The following is a 20,772-nucleotide window of genomic DNA, read 5'->3' as shown; positions in this document are numbered from 1 at the left end:
GGGGGTGATTAAGATGGAAGAAGACATGAAGTTGAAATCAACACCAATACAAAGGAATGAATATGATGTTGCCATTGAATTGACTAATTTATATTTTTCATATCGAACAGATTCACCAGAAGTTGAAGAAATTCAACAGGTATATGCTAGATTTTATGCTGTAGTTTGTGGAATGGATGTTAAATTCAGAAATGGTATACCAGTAAACAAGATTGAAGAATTATTACCAGAAGCATTAAAAGAAAAATAAGTTCATTGGAGAACTCTCATTATGAGGGTTCTTTTTTTCTATTTTTTAATAGAGTAGCATTTTAATGAAAAAATAGTGATTTAATCATTTAAATATGTAGAATTATTATGTATAATGTAGCTAAATGGAATAGTATTTTATATAAAAACAAAGGAGGAAGGTGATTATTATTAGAAATAAAAGAATTTATATTTTCATTGTAATTATGGCTGTAATGATGCTTTGTTTAACTACTTATAGCGAAAATATAATAATGGCTAAGTCTAAAGATGATGAATTAATTAGTAATAAAATTAAAGCGCCTTTTTATCCATGGGATAATGAATTACCCAATATAGAAACACCAGAGGGATTTCAATGGAGGGAATTTCAAGGTACTACCCTTAATTTTGTAGTAGAAAATAATATAAATGCTAATATTCTTTCTAGGGAGTGTAGAAATTTTACTGAAAAAACTGGTATTAGAGTAAACATTAGACCAATGGACTATAGTACAATGATAAATAAGATAAATAATGATTTTATATCTGAAAGAGCAAAGTTTCAACTTGTTTATGTAGATCCATATCAAACTCTTAACAGGTTTCATAACAATCTAGAGGATTTAAATTTATATAATAATGATCCTAAAATGCCTCATATACCAGGTGGTATGGAGGATTTCTTTGATGATCAGGTAAATATTTTATCCTACTTTGGAGATAAAACTAAGTTATGTGCTATACCTTTTGATACTACAACTATGATTTTATTCTATAGAAAGGATATTTTCGAAAAGTATAGAGAACAGTTTATGGCTGAAAATGGATTTGATTGGACTCCAGGACAGAAAGATTTTACTTGGGAAAGGTATTGTATTGTTTCAAAATGGATTGATGAAAATGTTCCAGATGAGGAAGTTAAATATGGAAGTGCACAAATGGCTCAATTACATAATTCAGTATATTGCGATTTTTCTAATGTCCTTGAATCCTATGGAGGGGATTATTTTGATGATCCCTATGTTAATACATTAGGAGTAGAAAAACCCAAAATGGTTTCAGTTAAAAATCATAACCTTGAAGATGGATTAAGTATGTACAAGCAGATGGTAGAAGTGGGTGAACCAGATAGTATTAATTGGAATTGGACTGATACTGCGGAAGCTTTTAAGAATGGTGAAATTGCAATGATGGCAAACTGGGATGAAAATGGAGCTGTAGTAGAAAATCCTAATTTATCTAAAGTGGCAGGTAAGGTTGGTTATAGCATCTTGCCCTATGGAAATGTGAGAAGTGCCAATATATATGGAGGAGCAGGAATAGGAATTAATAGTAATGCTTCAGAAATTGAAAAGAAAGCTGCCTGGTTATTTATAGTTTGGGCTACTGCACCTCAGACTCAAAGTATGGTTTTATGGGAACCAGAAGGTGGAAGCATGCCACCAAGAAAATCTGTATATAATAGCAAGGATGTACAAGACATTATAGAAAATGTAAAAAGTAATACAAATGAAATAAGTAATTTAAACCACTTACCTGCACTACTAGAGGTCTGGAAAGAGGATAATGTATATTTTAGATCTAAGATTAGTAATTTCTATTTTGTAGAGCAAATTATTATTAATAATGTAAGAGATATGGTTAAGAATGATTTAGATCCTAAGGTAGTAGCAGATAAAATTTTAAAAGAGTTGAGTTTACTACAATGAAGAGCGGGGATAAAATGAGAACTTCATGGATTAGAAAGAGCTTTAGAAATAAATTGCTAGTTATTTTTATTCTATTAATATTTATACCTATTGGATTTATATATATTATTTATAACAATGTAATGAAATCAATTATTACTACAAAGTATAGTGAATCTGCAAAACAATCTGTATATGAGGCAGGAAGCAATATTGATTTTATAATTGATAGCATTGCTGACCTGTCAGACATGGTTGTTACCAATAGAGATTTTATTGAAAGCTTGAAAGGCTCATCAACTAAAAGTCATGAGGAATTAAATAATATACTGAGAAATTTTTGTACTACAAATGAAGAGGTGGAAAGTATATACCTTACAACTAAACATAATATTTATAATGTAGGGGCTAGCAAAACCTATGTTAAACAGGGAATTGATATTAATAATATCAATATGACTCATGGTGAGTTAGTTTGGTTTGATACAATTCCTGTTAGAGTTAAGATATTGTCGGGAGAAATTCCTAAGAACTATTTTTCTTTAGGAAGAAAGATAATAGACTTAAATAGCTTAAAGGATATGGGAACAATATTTATTGATGTAGATGAAACCATATTAGAGGATTCTTATAAAAGTCTAATTACAGAGGAGAATAGTGAATTATTTATTTGTAATGAAAAGGGTCAAATAATTAGTCATCCTAATAAAGAAATTATAGGAAAGAATATAGAAGAAAAAAATTATGCAAAAGAAGTTCTATCATCTAAAATAGATATGGGTTCAATAGAGTTTACTGATGATAATGTTGAAAAGGTATGTATATACTCTAATATTACATCAACAGATTGGAAGATTGTAAAAATAGTAACTAAAGATTATCTATACAAAGAAATTACAAATATGCAACGATATATGTTAATAGGTGTAATAATTTATGTAGTTATAACTATAATAATTTGTTTATTCTTTTCGTCTCAAATTTCAAAACCCATGGTGAGTATGAGAAATATGATGAAGAAGGCTGAAGATGGAGATTTACATGTGCGCATAAATATAGATAGAATTGACGAGTTAGGGGAACTTGGAAACAGCTTTAATAATATGATAGGGAAGATGAATGAAGTTGTTGATAAGCTAGTAGAAGAAGAAAGAATAAAAAAAGAGTTAGAACTTGAGACATTGCATGCTCAGATTAATCCACACTTCCTGTATAATACACTAAATACTATAAAGTGGATGGCAAAGATACAAGGAGATAAATCTGTAAGTAATGCAGTAACTTCACTGATAAAACTTCTAAGGGTAAGTATAAACTTAGGAAAGGAAATGATTACTCTAGAAGATGAGGTAGATTACGTTAAGAATTATATTAAAATACAAAATCTAAGATTCAATGAAAAAGTTAACATTATTTATAATATTCATGAAGACTGCCTTAATTGCTCAATACCGAAATTAATTTTACAGCCTATTGTAGAGAATTCTTTGATATATGGAATTAGGGAAGATGAAGAAGAGGAACCATTGGAAATATCTATAGAAGCATGTATAGAAGGTGAAAACTTAATTATTCTTGTAGAAGATAATGGACTTGGCATCAGTGAAGAGGATTTAGAAAAAATCTTTACTAAAGAAAAGGATGTAAATAAATTTAGTAAAGTTGGATTAAACAATGTTAATGAAAGAATAAAGCTTTATTGTGGTGAAGAATATGGGATTAAGATAGGAAATAGAAGTGAAATAGGTACATATGTTAAGGTGACGATTCCTAGGAGTATAATGAGGAAACCTACTGGTGACTTTTTAGTAGATAAAGAGGGTGATGAAAGTTTATAAGGTTTTAATTGTAGATGATGAGGTTCTTGTAAGAGTAGGATTAAAATCCACAATAGATTGGAATAGCATAGGCTTTACAGTTATAGGTGAGGCTCCAAATGGTGAAAAGGCCTATGAGATGTATAAGCTATATAACCCAGATGTAATTATAACAGATATAAAAATGCCTAAGAAGGATGGTTTATGGTTAACTGAAGAAGTAAGAAAAAAAGATAGCTTAACTCAAATACTGGTATTAACTTGCTATGATGATTTTACAAATGTAAGACAAGCTCTAAAATGTGGAGCTAATAATTATATTCTTAAATCAGAGGTAGAGGATGAGGAACTTATAAGTACCATGCTAGAGGTAAAAAGAAATTTAGATAATATGGATAAGGATGCACTAGGTAAGGATAAGGCTAGTGAAACCTTAATGAAGGGTAAAAGTCAGCTTATAGAATATCTTATAGATGGTTCAAGTTCCTTTGATGAAGTAGATTTTGAGGGGTTTAAACATATAGACTTTAATATTTATGGAGGAAAATATTCTATTTTAGGTTTCTTCCCTGAAACTAATCATATTATTACATCCATTAAAGAAAGAGAAAATGAAAATGTGAAAAATGCTATGATAGAGCTTATAACGTGGATATTTTCTAAAGAAAAAATACAATGTGTTCTGAAGGAACAGGAGGATGGACTTATATATTTTATATCCAAGGAAGATATTAAATATGGTGAAGTACAAGAGGTAATTAAATATATAAAGACCACTGTAATGCAATATTTTAATATTAAGCTAGATGTAATATATACACCTATGTTTAGTGAGCTTAGAGAATTTCCAAATTGTTTTAAGGAATATATAGAAAGAACAAAAGATATATTCTATTTGCCTTTGGGTTCTGTAGTAGAAACTAGAGAAAATAAAGAATTGAAGGATATAAATATGCTGAAGTTCGAAAAACAATCTAAGAGTATTCTTATAAACTTTATAGAAGAAGGAAATCTAGAGGGTGGAAAAAGTCATATAGAGAGTATAGAGAAGAAAATAAATGGTTGTAAAATATCAGAGTTAACATGTAAGCTTATGTATTGTAATATTATTGTTAGTATATTAGAAAAGTATGAAGAATATTTTCAATGTAATGATTATGATACCTTATATCAGGGGTATTACAATAAAATTATGGATTCTACAAGAATTATGTTTATATCAAAACTAATGTGTAAATTTTTAGAGGAGATATGTCAGTTAGTTCTAAGAATAAGGGATGATCAGAATTCTAAATATATTATAAATAAAGTTGTGGAGTACATTGAAAAAAATTATTCAAGTAAAGTTACCCTAGAAGATATCGCTACTCATATTAATCTATCTAAACAATACCTATCATTTTTATTTAAAAAAGAGACAGGAATAAATATTTCTTCGTATATTATTAATCTGCGTATAGAAAAAGCGAAGGAAATGATTAATAAAGGTGAAGATAGCATGAAAGTTATCTATCAAAGGGTCGGATTTACAGATCAACAGTATTTTTATAAGACTTTTAAAAAAGTAACAGGATTAACTGTAGGTCAATATAAAGATACCATATAAAAATAGATAAAGTGTAGCACATTAATACTATTTAACTATGTTAAGTAGTATTTTTTTTATATAAAATTAAGATTAATGAAAAAAATGTAGAAATATATATAATTATGTTGCACAAATATATTAATATATTACACAAAAATATTAATATATTACACAAAGAACTTTGTGAAAAATTAGGCGAGAATAATTTGCACAAAACTAAGGTTATTTTCCATTATAGGTTAATTATTTTTTTATTATAATTATGCCATAGAATGAAATTAAAAGTTTACAAGGGGGGATAAAGGTGGAGAGCAATATACCAAAGCTGGAATTAAAAGGTATACAGAAATTTTTCCCAGGAGTAACTGCCTTAGCAAATGTAAGTTTTTCTGTTAAAAAGGGAACGGTTCATGTGCTTTGTGGAGAAAATGGAGCTGGTAAGTCTACACTTATGAAGATAATAAATGGTATATATCAGCCTGATGGTGGAAGTATTCATATAGATGGAAAAGAAGTTAAGATACAGAATCCTATTGAAGCTCGTAAGCATGGTATATCTATGATATTTCAAGAGCTAAATTATATACCTGAGATTACTATTGAAGAAAGTATATTTTTAGGAAGAGAGCCTGTAAATAAATTAGGAAAAATTAATTGGAAGAAGATTAGAAAAGATACAGAAGAACTTTTAAAACAAGAAAATTTACCCTATTCGCCAACAACACAATTTAAAGATCTTACAGTATCAGATATACAAATGCTAGAGATACTAAAGGCTATGTCTTATAATTCACAGGTTATTATCATGGATGAACCTACATCTGCAATTACTAGAAAAGAGGTAGGAATTCTCTTTGATAAGATTGCTGAATTAAAAAGTAAGGGCGTAAGTATAATATACATATCTCATAAGATGGAAGAAATCTTTAAAATAGCTGATGAGATAACAGTTATAAGAGATGGTGTTGTTATTGATACTAAGCCAGCTAGTGAGTTAGATATAGACAAGGTTATTTCTCTTATGGTAGGCCGTAAAATTACCAATGCATATCCTAAGGAAGATATTAAAATCGGAGAAACCATGTTAGAGGTTAAAGAACTAACTGATGGAAAGCACTTTGAGGATATTAATTTCCATGTGAAAAGAGGAGAAATTGTAGGTTTTGCAGGTCTTATGGGAGCAGGTAGAAGTGAAGTGGCTAGAACAATATTTGGACTAGACCCATACCTATCAGGTGAGATTAAAGTTAAGGGTAAGGAAGTAAAAATAAAAAATGTAAAAGATAGTATTAACAATGGAATAGTTATGCTATCAGAAGATCGTAAGAGATATGGAATAGTAGGAATTAGAAGTATAACTGAAAATGTATCCATATCTAATTTAGAGAAATTCTTTTATAAGGGTCATCTACATAGTAAAAAAGAGATTAGTAGTGTATCAAATATATGTGAAAGAATGAAGGTAAAATGTCCTAACTTAGAAACCTCTATTGATTCTCTAAGCGGAGGAAATCAACAGAAGGTAATATTTGCAAAGTGGATGCTTAGAAATCCAGATGTTCTTATACTTGATGAGCCAACAAGGGGAATCGATGTAGGAGCAAAGTACGAAATATATAAACTTATTACAGAACTTGCAAAAGAAAATAGAGCAGTAATAATAATAAGTTCTGAATTACCAGAGCTCATAGGTATGTGCGATAGAATCTATGTTATGGCATCTGGAAAAATTACTGGAGAAATAGATAGAGAAAAGGCTACACAAGAAGCTATTATGAAGTTAGCTACAAGGGGGGAATAGAAGGATGAAGATGATAGATATTAGACATAAATGGTCAAAAACCTCAAGTAAATATAGTATTTACATTGTATTACTTGCTATGTTTATAGCATGTTCTTTAATCAGTCCTGTATTTTTATCAGGAGAAAACTTAACCAATATATCAAGACAAATATCAATAACCACTATTATTGCTTTTGGTGAAACAATTTTAATTATATGTGGACTTATAGATTTATCAGCAGGTTCAGTTCTGGCTTTATCAGGTCTGCTTTCTGTTGCAGCCTTTAAGGCAACAGGTTCTTTGGAAATAGCAGTGCTAGTTGGAGTGCTTGTAGGTGTTATTTGTAACTTTATCAATGGGATAATGGTAACTAGGTTTAAAGCACCTCCATTTATTGCCACATTAGCTATGCAAACTGTAGCAAGAGGAGCAGCCTTATTATTTACAAATGGTCAAAATATTTATCAAATAGGAGACTTTATTGTACTAGGACAAAATTCTATAGGATTTATTCCTATTCCCGTAATATTCATGACTGGAATTACTCTTTTAACTTGGTACATCCTAAAACATACAAAGCTAGGTAGATGCGTTTATGCTGTAGGTGGTAGTGAAGAGGCTTCAAGAGCTTCAGGAATAGATGTAAATAAAACTAAGATGAAGGCTTATCTTATAAATGGTATATTTGTTGGAATCGCAGGTGTGTTATTTATGTCTCGTGTTAATGCTGGGCTTCCTAATGCTGGTATAGGAGCAGAATTTGAAGGAATGACTGCTGCAATAATTGGTGGAACAAGCTTTACTGGGGGAATAGGAACTGCAGGTGGAACCCTTGCAGGAGCATTCATTATGGGATTCTTAAACAATATAATGAACCTAGTAGGAATACAATCTTATATGCAACAAGTAGTAAAGGGAGTAATTATTGCATTTGCAGTAATTTACGATATAAAATCTAAGAACAAAAGAGAAAGTAAAAAACTGGGTAGTATTACTGATAAAATAAAAGACAAAACCCTAGTGAAAACCAAAGGAAGTTCTGTTTAAACTAAATCAAGTTAAGTAAAAATCAAAATATAATAAAAATAATATTATTAGGGGGAGAAAATGATATGAAAACAAAGAAAATATTAGCTTTAGCTATGTCATCTTTACTAGCATTATCACTTACTGTGGGATGTACTAATACTTCAAAGGAGGAGCCAGCTGCAGAAGGTGAAAAGACTTATAAAGTTGCATATATTGCAAGAGCACAAGGAGATTCTTTTGCTGCTTGGCTTGCAAATGCAGTAAAGGATGAAGTAGCTGCAAACTATAAGGATGTACAGGTAGATATATTTGATGGAGATAGCAAGAATGAAGTTATAGCATCTCATATTGAGAATGCGGTTACAAAAAAATATGATGCAATTCTTCTTCAACCATTTGATTCTGAAGCACAAGTAGCACCAGCTATGGCAGCTATGGATAAAGGAGTTAAGGTTATTACGGTAAACAATCGTATTAATGATAATGATAGAGCAGCGGCAGTAGATGCAGACCCAGTTGACCAAGCTGCTAAAAATGCAAAACTTGCTTTAGAGCAAGTTCCTCAAAATGGAAAAGTTGTAGTTCTTATGGGACCAGCAGGTAATATGCACTCTGATAAGAGACGTGAAGGATGGGAAAAAGAATTTTTTGCAAAGAGACCAGACGTTAAAATCTTAGATGAGCAAATTGCAAATTGGAATAAAGATGAAGCGATGAGATTAATGGAAGACTGGATTCAAACTCATGGAGAAATTGATGCAATAATATCTATGAATGATAACATGTGTGTAGGAGCTCTTGAAGCAGCTAAAGCAGCAGGAAAGACAAATATATTATCATATGGTGTTGATGGAACAGCAGAAGCTTGTTTAGCTATAAAAAATGGTGAAATGACATCAACTACTCTTCAAAGTGCTTACGAGCTTGCAGAAAAAGCTGTTAAGTTAACATATGATGTTATGACTGGTAAAGTAGAGCGTGATACTATAATGGTAGATTGTCCATTAATAACAAAGGATAATGCTGATGAGTTTATAGAAATTCATAAAAAAGCAGGCAATATAGACTAATAAAAAAAGTAGACCTTGTACAGTTTTGTGCAAGGTCTATAATTGAACTTAATTTAGGAGGAATAAAGATGATAAACAAGGCAGTATATATGTGTGGAACTCATAATATGGAAACAAGAGATATTGAGGTTTCAGTTCCAAAGGATAAAGAAGTACTTATAAAATTAGAATATGTAGGAATATGTGGTTCAGATGTACATTATTATGAGCATGGTAGAATAGGAGACTTCATAGTAGATGGAGATTTTATTTTAGGTCACGAATGTGCTGGAGAAATAGTTCAAGTAGGCCCTGGAGTTAAGAATTTAAAAGTTGGAGATAGAGTTGCATTAGAGCCAGGTCAAACTTGTGGTCAATGTGAATTTTGTAAAAGTGGTAAATATAATCTATGCCCAGAGGTTGAGTTCTTAGCAACACCGCCATATCATGGTTCTTTAATGAATTATATAACATATCCAGAAAATATGTGTTTTAAACTACCAGACAATGTATCAACTAAGGAGGGTGCTTTAGTCGAACCTTTAGCAGTAGGATTACATGCCGTATCACAAGGAAATGTAAAATTAGGGGATACGGTTGTAGTTTTAGGTGCAGGATGTATAGGTCTAGTAACTTTATTAGCTTGTAAGGCATATGGTGCTACAAATGTTATTGTTGTAGATGTTATAGATAAGAGATTAGATTATGCCCTAAAATTAGGTGCAACTAAAGTTATAAATGCAAAAAATCAAGATGTACTAGCTGTAATAAATGAGATTACAAACAATGCTGGTGCTAATGTGGTTATTGAAACAGCAGGATCTGAGCATACAATAAAGCAGACACCTTATTTAGCAAAAAGAGGTGGAGCTATTGTATTAGTAGGACTTGCGCCAAAGGATATAATTGAGTTCGATTTCATGCAAATAATGACTAAAGAGGTTGAAATAAAAAGTGTATTTAGATATAGAAACATATATCCAGCAGCTATAGGAGCAATTTCTGATGGGAAAATTGATGTTAATGGAATAGTTACTCATGAATTTGATTTTAGTGAGACAAAGGAAGCCTTTGACTATGTTATAGAAAATAAGAATGATGTAGTAAAGGCAGTTATTAAGCTATAATAGTTTTGATTGGAGTGGCTAGAATATGAAGTACTTAATAGGCATAGATATTGGAACCTCGGGTACTAAAACAGTGCTATTTGATAGGGGCGGAAATCCTATTTCCTCTTCTACAGCAGAATATCCCTTATATCAGCCAGAGATTGGTTGGGCAGAACAAGATCCCTTAGATTGGTGGAATGCAGTATGTATAACAATTAATCAGGTTATAAAAGATAGTAATATAAATCCGGAATCCATCAGTGGTATTGGCTTATCTGGACAAATGCACGGTTTAGTTATGTTAGATGGAGATGGAAATGTATTAAAAAAATCTATTATTTGGTGTGATCAACGTACAGCTAAGGAATGTGTTGAGATTACAGAAAAAGTTGGAGAAAAAAGATTAATAGATATTACAGCAAATCCTGCTCTAACAGGATTTACAGCATCTAAAATACTTTGGGTTAGAAATAATGAGCCTGAAATATATGAAAAATGTAGGAAAATATTATTGCCTAAGGACTATATAAGATATATGCTTACAGGTGAATTTGCTACGGAGGTATCTGATGCTTCAGGAATGCAGCTTTTAGATATTAAAAATAGGTGCTGGTCTAAGGAAGTCCTTAATGCTTTAGATATTCCTATAGAGTATTTAGGAGATGTACATGAATCAATTGTAGTCAGTGGAAAAGTTCATAAAAAAGCAGCGGAGGTTACTGGTCTTAAAGAGAATACACCAGTAGTTGGGGGAGCAGGAGATCAGGCAGCTGGTGCAATAGGAAATGGTATTATAAAAAGTGGACAAATATCTTCGACTATAGGTACTTCAGGAGTAGTATTTGCTCATTTAGATGAACCTATAATTGATGAGAAAGGAAGAGTACACACCTTTTGTCATGCAGTGCCAGGTGCATGGCATATGATGGGAGTAACCCAAGGTGCAGGACTTTCTTTAAAATGGTTTAGGGATAATTTTTGTACTAATGAAATTGAAGTAGCAAAAGGTATGGGAATTAATCCATATGTACTTATGACTAAAGAAGCAGAAAAAGTGCCTGCAGGTTCAAGGGGAGTAATATATCTTCCATATCTCATGGGAGAGCGCACACCACATTTAAATCCTAAGGCAAAGGGTGTATTCTTTGGACTTTCAGCTGCTCATACAAAAAATGAAATGCTAAGAGCTGTAATTGAAGGAGTATCCTATTCACTTTTAGATTGCATGGAAATCATTAAAGACACAGGAATGAATCCTACTAATGTGATGGTGTCAGGTGGAGGCGGAAAAAGTGAACTATGGCGTCAAATATTAGCAGATATGTTTAACTGCAAAGTATCTACAAATAAGTCTTCAGAAGGGCCAGCCTTAGGGGTAGCATTACTAGCAGGAGTTGGAACTGGCGTATATAAGGATATAGATGAAGCTTGTAGCATAGCAATTTCTGAAAATAGTGTACAATTTCCAAAAGAAGAAAATTCCCTAGTATATAAAAGATATTATGAGATTTATAAGAAGATATATGATGATTTAAAAGGAACTTTTGAATTATTATAATAGATTAATTATATTATAATTTATTAAGTTAAGAATGAGCACTCTTAGGGGTGCTCATTCTTATTTGACACCACAAGTATTAATAACTTTGTTTATATATTTTAGAATTTTATATATAATATTTATAGAAACTTATTTAGATATAAAAACAACTGGTAAAATATTCGATATATGTTTTTAAAATATGCATTTAGTGAAATGGAGTTAATTTTAATGGTAGAATTACTAAGAAATCTTACGAATAATTTAGGGTATGTAATCCTTATTGCTTTCTTTGTTTCAAGACTAGGGAGCTTTAAGAAAATAGTACAAAAGGATAAATTTAAAAAGAAAGATCTAATTGTGCTTTCAATAATTTTTGGAGCCTTTGGAATTTTGGGAACCTACACAGGAACAGAGGTTAATGGAGCCATTGCTAATACAAGAATTATTGGTGTAATGACTGGGGGAATACTATGCGGACCTTTTGTAGGGACAATGGCAGGTATTATAGCTGGAGTTCATAGATTGCTTGTAGATATTGGAGGAATTACATCAATACCTTGTACAATAACTACTATAATTTCGGGAATAGTTGCAGGTTTAATATATAGTAAATCAAATGAAAATAACAAGTGGTTTTACGGGTTATTTGGAGGACTTTTAATTGAAATTTTAGAAATGATTTTAATACTTACAATTGCACATCCCTTTAGCAATGCATTAACCATTGTAAAGAGCATATATTTTCCTATGAGTTTTGCTAATGCTATTGGAATTGCAATTCTAATATTGATAATTCAAAAAATACTTAAAGAAAAGGAAGAAATTGCAGCAAAACAAGCACAAATCGCTTTAGAGATTGCAAATAAAACTTTACCTTATTTTAGAGAAATGAATGAAAATTCCTTAGAACAGATATGCGGAATAATAAGGGAATCAATTAATGCAGATGCAGTATCTATAACAAATAAAGAAAATATATTAGCTCACGTAGGAGTAGGAGCTGACCACCATATAAAGGGCCAGAAAATTATAACAGAGGCTACAAAAAAGGTTATTAGAGGAGGGAATTTGCTTTCTCTAACAAATGCAAATCAGATTGAGTGTCCTAATTTAAATTGTAGTTTAAAATCTGCAATTATTGCTCCTTTAAAAGAAGGGGATGAAGTAATAGGTACATTAAAAATATATTATTGCACTGATAATGCTATTTCCTTTAGAAATATAAATTTAGCTGTAGGCTTATCCCAAATTATTTCTACCCAGCTAGAAATAAGTAAGCTTGGAGAACTGAAAAATATGGCAAATAAGGCTGAAATAAAGGCGTTGCAATCCCAAATAAATCCTCATTTTCTATTTAATGCACTAAATACAATAATTTCCTTTATTAGATTTAATCCTAATAAAGCAAGAGAGCTAATTATTAATTTATCTACCTACTTAAGGTATAATTTAGATATAGGGGAAAACCATGTAGATATTTATAAGGAACTAGAGCAGGTTAAAGCATATGTAGAAATAGAAAAAGCAAGATTTGGGGAGAAACTTCATGTAGTTTATAATATTGAAGATGATTTAGATGTTAAAATCCCAAGCCTTATCATTCAGCCAATAGTTGAAAATTCCATAAAACATGGTATTTTAAAAGGTAAAGGTGAAGGGACAGTGACAATTGAAGTTCAAAAAGTTTCCAAGGACAACATTATGATAATTATTGAAGATGATGGAATTGGAATTTCAAAAGATATTATAGAAAAAGTCTATGAAGATAAAATGGAAGAAAATAAAATAGGCATATCAAATGTTCATAATAGATTAAAATATATTTATGGTGAAGGATTAAAGATAGAAACATTGAAAAGCGGTACTAGAATCAGTTTCAATGTAAGTAAAATAAGGGAGTAATGGTATGAATTGTATTATTGTTGATGATGAATCTCCTTCAAGAGAAGAGCTAAAATATTTTATAAACAATTTCAGTAATATAAAAATAGTGAATGAATTTGATGATTCTATTAAGGCTTTAGAATATATTGAAGAAAATAAACCAGATATTATTTTCCTAGATATTAATATGCCAAAATTAGATGGCATTGCATTATGTAAAATTATTAATCATTTTCCAAAGCAATCCCTTGTAATTTTTATTACTGCCCATAAAGATTATGCTGTAGATGCCTTTGAAATTCAAGCTTATGACTACATATTAAAGCCTTATTCAGAAGAACGAATAGTTAGTACATTAAAGAAAATTGATAAACTTTCAGATAAAAAGAGTATAAATAATAAAATAACCCTTTGGAAAGATAATAAGATGATTGTAAAAAATATAGTAGATATTTCCTATTGTGAAGCAAAGGAACGAGAAACTTTAATTTATATTAATGGAGTACAATATAATGTAAACTGTAGTATTTCAGAATTTTATAAAAAACTTCCCAAAGAACTCTTTTATAGAAGTCATAGATCATATATTATTAATACTGATAAAATTACAGAGATAGTTCCGTGGTTTAACAACACCTTTATGTTAAAATTACAAGGTGAGAAAGTTGATATACCCGTAAGTAGAAATAATATAGGTGAGTTTAAGCATATAATGGGCATATAAAAGCACTTGATGTGCTTTTTTTGTTTTTTCATGTATGAAACCGTATAAACTCCTAAAAAACATATTATAATTTTGTTAACAAATAATTAATTAGGAGGGGTCCAAATGGTATCATTTATTTTAGCGATTATTGCTCTTATTATAGGTTATTTTATTTATGGTGCAATTGTGGAAAAGGCTTTTGGAGCAGATGAAAAAATTCAAACTCCTGCTGTAAGGCTAGAGGATGGTGTAGACTTTGTTAAAATGCCTGCATACAAAATTTTCTTAATTCAATTTCTTAACATAGCAGGTTTAGGACCTATTTTTGGTGCAATTGCAGGTGCAATGTGGGGTCCATCAGCATTTTTGTGGATTGTCTTTGGATGTATATTTGCAGGTGGAGTTCACGATTATTTTTCTGGTATGCTTTCAGTAAGGCATGATGGGACAAGTATTCCTGAAGTTGTAGGTCAATACCTTGGAAAAGGCTTCAAAAACTTTATGAGAGTATTCTCAGTAATACTTTTAGTTCTTGTAGGAGTTGTATTTGTAACTGGACCAGCAAGTATATTAAAAGGATTAACAGGATTAAACATTACATTATTAATATATATTATATTTGCATATTATATAATTGCAACAATGGTTCCTATAGACAAGCTTATTGGAAAGATATACCCTATTTTTGGAATTTGTTTATTAGTTATGGCAATTGGTGTTGGTGGTGCATTAATTTTTGGTGGATTTGATATACCAGAAATAATACCGGCTAATTTGATTAATATGCATTCAAACCCAGATAAAAATCCAATATTCCCAATGTTATTTATAACTATTGCTTGTGGAGCTATTTCAGGGTTCCATGCAACACAATCACCTTTAATGGCAAGATGTATAACTAGTGAAAAGCAAGGTAGAAAAATATTCTATGGTTCAATGATAGCAGAAGGTGTAGTTGCTTTAATTTGGGCTGCAGCAGCAATGAGCTTCTTTGGTGGAGTAGCAGAGTTAAATGCTACTATGGCAATAGAAGGTCATACAGCAGCTTGGGTAGTAAACGAAATTTGCGGAAGCTTACTTGGAAGAGTAGGTGGATTACTAGCTATACTTGGAGTTGTAGCATGTCCTATAACTTCTGGGGATACAGCATTTAGAAGTGCAAGATTAACTATAGCTGATTCATTTAAACTTGATCAAGGACCTATTAAAAATAGATTTATAATTAGTATTCCTTTATTTGTAGTAGGCTTTATATTAACTAAGATGGATTTTGGAATAGTATGGAGATATTTTGGATGGTCTAACCAAACTTTAGCTACAATAGTATTATGGACATCAGGCATGTACTTAGTTACTAAAGGTAAAAAACACTGGATTGCTACTATACCAGCAACATTTATGACAGCAGTATGTACATCTTACATTTTAATTGCACCAGAAGGCTTTAAGCTTTCTCAAAGTATTTCATATCCAATAGGAATTGTAAGTGCAATTGTAGCAATGGTAATTTTCTTAATAGCAGCAAAAAAAGTAGAAACAAAAGCAAAAGGTAAAATTTAAAATTCTATAAAGTTCATTATAAAAATACTAATGGAATAAAAGTACTTATAGGCTAGATACACAAAAGTGTTTAGCTTATAGGTACTTTTTTATATATTTTTATACGGTTGATATCATCTCTAATACTTCCATCTAATTTAAAGAGGGAGTGAAGAGTTATTACATACCTGGATAAGGATTATATTATAATAAATAAAATAGTTTACAAATTGTAACTATAAATTTATTATAAAAGTATGTAATTGTAATAATAGGCTCTATATTCGATTAAAGTAATAGTATTTTAGGGTAAATGGTAGTTATAGTTTATTCGGTTACTAGGAAGGAGTGAGTGGTAAATTGGCTATATACATAGTTAGACATGGTATGGACAATGAAAATTATAGAGGTGGATGGAGTGATTTGGGTTTAATAGAGGAGGGCATGGAACAAGCCCAATTATTAGCAAATTATTTAAGTGATAATAAAGAAAAGTACAGCATTAATAAAATTATAAGCAGTGATTTAAGACGAGCTGTTGAAACAGCTAAGGAGATTGAAAGTAAATTAAATATACCAGTGAAGTATTGTAGTGATTGGAGAGAAATAAATAATGGAGTTCTGGCAGGAATGGATAACAAGGATGCATTAATAAAATATCCTGGACTCTTTTTTAATACACTAGACATGAGTGAGAGATATCCAAATGGGGAAAGCCCTAGTGAGTTTTACAAGAGAATACAAAGTACTTTTCTAGAACTTTGCAACAATATTTCAACAGGAATGGAAGAAGATGATGTAATGATTCTTACTCATGGTGGAGTAATAAATGTTTTATACTATATATTAAATAATATAAAGTGGACAAATAAGTCACCTAAACTATCTAAAACATCTACTACTGGAATGCACAAAATTGAGCATATAGAAGGAAAATGGGAAATAGTTATGAGCAATAGTGTTGAGCATTTATATTATCATAGGGAAATATAAACCTAGATTTATAGAGAAATAGGAGTATATAAAACTATATGTCTATATAAATATTTAAACAGGAAAATAGTTATATAGGAAACTATATAAATATAAAACTATATAAATAGTTGTGCTGTTCATGGGGGTTTTGGGGCGTTTTAAATATTTGACCAAAGAGTCAATATGTAATATAATTACTAAGATAACAGATAAATATATTTAAACTTTAAATATTTACATATCTTTGCTTGTTATGAAGAGACATAATAGAATTATGTCAAATATTATTTTTAGGGGGGGAATATTATGGGTTTTTTTTATGAGTCAACCAATTTTACAGGTTGGGCTATTTGGCTTTTTATTCTTTTCGCCTTAATGGCTTTTAATGAGCTTGGTCGTTCAACAAAATGGGGCGGAATTATACTTTTTTTAATTGTTCCTATAGGTTTAACTATTTTTGTTTGGCCAACAACTGCAGCTCCAGGAAATGAATATGGAACAGGTACTTGGTTTAACTGGGTAAAAACTTACTCAGCACTGGCAGGGTGCCTTGGATTTATGGCTATTCGCTATATTCCATCACTTGCTAAAAAGAAGTGGGTATTATGCTTTCCACCACTTATTTTGGCAATTAATATTCTCGAAGCAGCTATTCGTGATTTTCAATGCTTTACATATGGTGCATGGAACGGAGCATATGTAGACAATCTTTGGGTAATGTCAGGATCATGGAATATCATGAATGGTATAGCTGGATTACTAAACATTATTGCCATTTGCGGATGGGTTGGTATTTTTATTTCTAAAGATAAAACGAAGGATATGATATGGCCTGATATGATATGGCCTTGGATTATAGCATATGATTTGTGGAATTTTGCCTATACATATAATTGTATAGCAGATCATTCATTTTATTGTGGTTTGGCACTGTTACTTTCTTGCACCATACCTGCTTTCTTTATCAAAAAAGGAGCATGGCTACAGCATCGTGCACAGACACTTGCCCTATGGATTATGTTTGTTATGACAGTACCTTCCTTTGCAGATCGTATAGCACCTGTAGCTACTACACATAATCCAAAAGCATTTTTTATTTTAAGTTTATTATCTTTAATAGCAAATGTAGCATTAGTAATTTATCAGTTTAATAAGATTCATAAAAATAAACTTAATCCACTAAAAGATGAAATTTTTGTAGAAACAAAAGCCTATAAGAAGGTAGTTGAAGAAAATAGATAATATAAAAAGTATAATAATTTAATATGTATATAGGAGATTATATTTTTGGAATTTATGGGCATAATACCTTTAAGAAATTAAAATTTCTATTAAAGGAGGAATTCTTATGCCAGATAATAATGAGGTAAGAAAAGAAGGTTCTAGTGGAAATAGTATTTTAAGATGGGCAGGAAGATTGATATTAGTTGCAATTATTTTAGGTATAACATCATTTTTAACTCCAGGATTTAGTATTTATGGATTATGGTCATATCTAATTGCAGCAGTTGTAATAACTGTATTAGACTATTTCGTAGAAGCATTCATGGGAGTTGATGCATCACCTTTTGGAAAAGGAATAAAAGGTTTTATTATTGCAGCTGTAATAATATATGTAGCACAATTTTTAGTGCCAAATATGAGGGTATCTCTTCTAGGCGCAATATTAGCAGCTTTAGTAATTGGTGTAATAGATGCTGTATTTCCATCAAGAGCAATGTAATTTTTAAATACATCATATTGAAATGATTAAAGGAAGAACTCTAGAAATAGGGTTCTTTTTATTTATGTAAAAATGGAACATTAACATGAATACTTAATAATATAAATAAAGTGTGCATTGATATATGATTTATTTAAGTTTGGAGGATAGTAGCATGAAAAGAAAGATTTACAATGTTTTATCTAATATGATATTACGTGGAGATAACGCCTCTAGAGGGAAAGCAAAGAGCGGTATTTCAAGAGAACTTCCCTATGAAGTTGAAGTTATTGCTGAAAATTTATATGTACCTTGGGCCATAGATATAAGCAATGAAGGTAAATTATATTTTACAGAGCGGTCTGGAGCAGTTAGAATTATTGAAGATGGCAAACTTCTTCCGCAGCCACTGATCAGATTTAGTGCACCCTTTGTAAGCCAAGGGGAAGGTGGATTGATGGGAATTGCATTAGATCCAAATTATTCTCAAAACCATTATATATATGTTATGCATTCATATGCAGAAGGTAATCAAGTTAACAATCGTGTTGTGAGATTGATTGAAAATAATAACAAGGCATCTATTGACAGAGTACTTATTGATAAAATCCCTGGTGGGCGGATTCATAATGGTGGTAGGATAAAGATAGGGCCAGATGGAAAATTATATATTACGACGGGGGATGCAGGTAATTCTGCATTGGCACAAAATGTCACAAGCACAGCAGGGAAAATACTGCGAATAAAATTAGATGGTAGTATTCCTGAAGATAATCCAAATGTAAATTCACCTGTTTATAGCTTTGGTCATAGAAATCCTCAGGGTTTAGCCTGGAATTCAAGAAATATATTGTATGCATCTGAGCATGGGCAGACCGCTCATGATGAAATAAATATTATACAGCCAGGAGCTAATTATGGATGACCTCTGGTTCAAGGAAATGAAGACTCTAAGGAAGTTATAGTGCAAAAGCCATTAATACACAGTGAAGAAGAGACGTGGGCACCTTCTGGTATAGCCTTTGTAGAACAAGGACCGTGGCAAGGGAAATTACTAGTTGCTACTTTGCGTGGAGAACAACTACTTACTATTTCATTGAATGGAAAAGGAACGAAAGTAAATAGCGTAGATTCATGGTTGAAGAATAGATATGGGCGCTTACGTGAGATTATTCAGGGGAAAGATGGATCAATTTACCTAACAACAAGTAATAGAGATGGAAGAGGTAATCCTAATATAGGTGATGATAAAATTATTCGGATTATTCCAATTAGGAGTAGCCAGCAAAAATGAACATAAGATTTACAATAATTATAACTCTTACTTTCATAATATGATATATATTTTTACCTATTGCTGTACAGTGTGTTTTCCTTTATATAAGAAATTTTTGCTAAAGTCTATTGACACGAATTAGAGGTGAGAATATAATATTTACATGAACATATGAATAAGTATTCATATAAATAATATTAGTAAAAAGTAATTTTAAAGGTGGGAATAATTATGGGGTTAATAGAGATAGTTTCATTTGCATTACTATGTATATTTGGTATTTCATATATAGGTAAACTAATAATATTATCAAAGAAAAACAACATTAAAGCTAATGTTTTTGGTAAAGGTACTAAAAGTAAAGAAAGTCTTATTATTGAAAGGTTTCTAAAAGCAATGACTTTTGCAGGGATAGGGATTTGGACTATTAGTGCTTTATTCCCATCATTTACAGAAAAGTGGTTTGTTGGACTTGGCAAAGGCTTTACAGTAAGCATTATTGGAGTAGTCATTACATTAATAGGAGTTTCACTCTTTATATTGGCTATGGTTTTCATGAAAACTTCTTGGAGAGCAGGTATAGATAAATCAACAAAAACATCACTTATAACTTCAGGACTTTATAGATTCAGTAGGAATCCAGCCTTTGTTGGAATGGACTTGATGTTTATTGGAGCTGCAATTACCTATGCAAATCTTATTATCGTAATTGTAGGTTTATTAGTTGTAGTTGGTATACATCTACAAATACTTCAAGAAGAAAATCATATGGAAGAAGTATTTAAAAAGGAATATAGTGAGTATGTAAATAAGACACCAAGATATCTGTTATTTTGAGAAGTATAATGATGT

At 30.9% G+C, this 20,772-nt stretch carries 16 protein-coding genes and 1 pseudogene; all 17 read left to right on the top strand.

The genetic code is table 11. From position 1 onward, the window contains the following. The first annotated feature begins 13 nt into the window (after positions 1-13). Positions 14-250 carry a hypothetical protein gene (locus B3B03_RS08820; RefSeq protein WP_346846414.1) on the top strand — a complete coding sequence of 79 codons (237 nt, stop codon included), beginning with the start codon at positions 14-16 and terminating at the stop codon, positions 248-250. Between the two features lie 160 nt (positions 251-410). Next, positions 411-1,940, top strand: a complete 1,530-nt coding sequence (locus B3B03_RS08815; protein ID WP_346877031.1) for an ABC transporter substrate-binding protein — start codon at positions 411-413, stop codon at positions 1,938-1,940. After that, complete coding sequence (locus B3B03_RS08810) at positions 1,937-3,757, top strand: sensor histidine kinase (RefSeq protein ID WP_346877030.1); 1,821 nt, start codon at positions 1,937-1,939, stop codon at positions 3,755-3,757. Before B3B03_RS08815 ends, B3B03_RS08810 begins: the two co-directional genes overlap by 4 nt. Beyond that, positions 3,744-5,342 carry a response regulator transcription factor gene (locus B3B03_RS08805; RefSeq protein WP_346877029.1) on the top strand — a complete coding sequence of 533 codons (1,599 nt, stop codon included), beginning with the start codon at positions 3,744-3,746 and terminating at the stop codon, positions 5,340-5,342. Before B3B03_RS08810 ends, B3B03_RS08805 begins: the two co-directional genes overlap by 14 nt. A gap of 286 nt (positions 5,343-5,628) precedes the next feature. After that, positions 5,629-7,125, top strand: coding sequence for a sugar ABC transporter ATP-binding protein (locus B3B03_RS08800; protein ID WP_346846418.1), 1,497 nt, complete (start codon positions 5,629-5,631; stop codon positions 7,123-7,125). A 13-nt stretch (positions 7,126-7,138) separates the two neighbouring features. After that, a complete protein-coding gene (locus tag B3B03_RS08795; protein WP_414632832.1) occupies positions 7,139-8,155 on the top strand; it encodes an ABC transporter permease in 1,017 nt (338 codons plus the stop codon). A 65-nt stretch (positions 8,156-8,220) separates the two neighbouring features. Beyond that, entirely contained in the window at positions 8,221-9,207 is a 987-nt protein-coding gene (locus tag B3B03_RS08790) for a sugar ABC transporter substrate-binding protein (RefSeq protein ID WP_035130662.1), read from the top strand. A 68-nt stretch (positions 9,208-9,275) separates the two neighbouring features. Beyond that, entirely contained in the window at positions 9,276-10,313 is a 1,038-nt protein-coding gene (locus B3B03_RS08785) for an NAD(P)-dependent alcohol dehydrogenase (RefSeq protein ID WP_346877027.1), read from the top strand. Positions 10,314-10,338: 25 nt separating this feature from the next. Beyond that, a complete protein-coding gene (gene xylB / locus B3B03_RS08780) occupies positions 10,339-11,853 on the top strand; it encodes a xylulokinase (RefSeq protein ID WP_346877026.1) in 1,515 nt (504 codons plus the stop codon). Positions 11,854-12,066: 213 nt separating this feature from the next. Continuing rightward, positions 12,067-13,740 (top strand): sensor histidine kinase, encoded by a 1,674-nt coding sequence (locus B3B03_RS08775; RefSeq protein WP_346877192.1) that lies wholly within the window; start codon positions 12,067-12,069, stop codon positions 13,738-13,740. A 4-nt stretch (positions 13,741-13,744) separates the two neighbouring features. Next, positions 13,745-14,446 carry a LytTR family DNA-binding domain-containing protein gene (locus tag B3B03_RS08770; RefSeq protein ID WP_346846424.1) on the top strand — a complete coding sequence of 234 codons (702 nt, stop codon included), beginning with the start codon at positions 13,745-13,747 and terminating at the stop codon, positions 14,444-14,446. 105 nt (positions 14,447-14,551) lie between these two features. Beyond that, positions 14,552-15,988 carry a carbon starvation CstA family protein gene (locus B3B03_RS08765; RefSeq protein WP_346877025.1) on the top strand — a complete coding sequence of 479 codons (1,437 nt, stop codon included), beginning with the start codon at positions 14,552-14,554 and terminating at the stop codon, positions 15,986-15,988. A gap of 339 nt (positions 15,989-16,327) precedes the next feature. After that, positions 16,328-16,960, top strand: coding sequence for a histidine phosphatase family protein (locus tag B3B03_RS08760; protein WP_346877024.1), 633 nt, complete (start codon positions 16,328-16,330; stop codon positions 16,958-16,960). A 288-nt stretch (positions 16,961-17,248) separates the two neighbouring features. Continuing rightward, complete coding sequence (locus B3B03_RS08755) at positions 17,249-18,184, top strand: DUF5692 family protein (protein ID WP_346846427.1); 936 nt, start codon at positions 17,249-17,251, stop codon at positions 18,182-18,184. Between the two features lie 106 nt (positions 18,185-18,290). Next, positions 18,291-18,665, top strand: a complete 375-nt coding sequence (locus B3B03_RS08750; protein ID WP_346846428.1) for a phage holin family protein — start codon at positions 18,291-18,293, stop codon at positions 18,663-18,665. Positions 18,666-18,789: 124 nt separating this feature from the next. After that, positions 18,790-19,938: pseudogene (locus tag B3B03_RS08745) on the top strand (PQQ-dependent sugar dehydrogenase). 213 nt (positions 19,939-20,151) lie between these two features. Further along, positions 20,152-20,757: an isoprenylcysteine carboxylmethyltransferase family protein gene (locus B3B03_RS08740; RefSeq protein WP_346877023.1), complete on the top strand. Its 606-nt coding sequence runs from the start codon at positions 20,152-20,154 to the stop codon at positions 20,755-20,757. Positions 20,758-20,772 lie beyond the last annotated feature (15 nt).

This window comes from Clostridium sp. UBA5712 (assembly GCF_002419845.1).
Classification (GTDB): Bacteria; Bacillota; Clostridia; order Clostridiales; family Clostridiaceae; genus Clostridium_J; species Clostridium_J sulfidigenes.
This window is presented reverse-complemented; position numbering and strand designations above follow the sequence as displayed.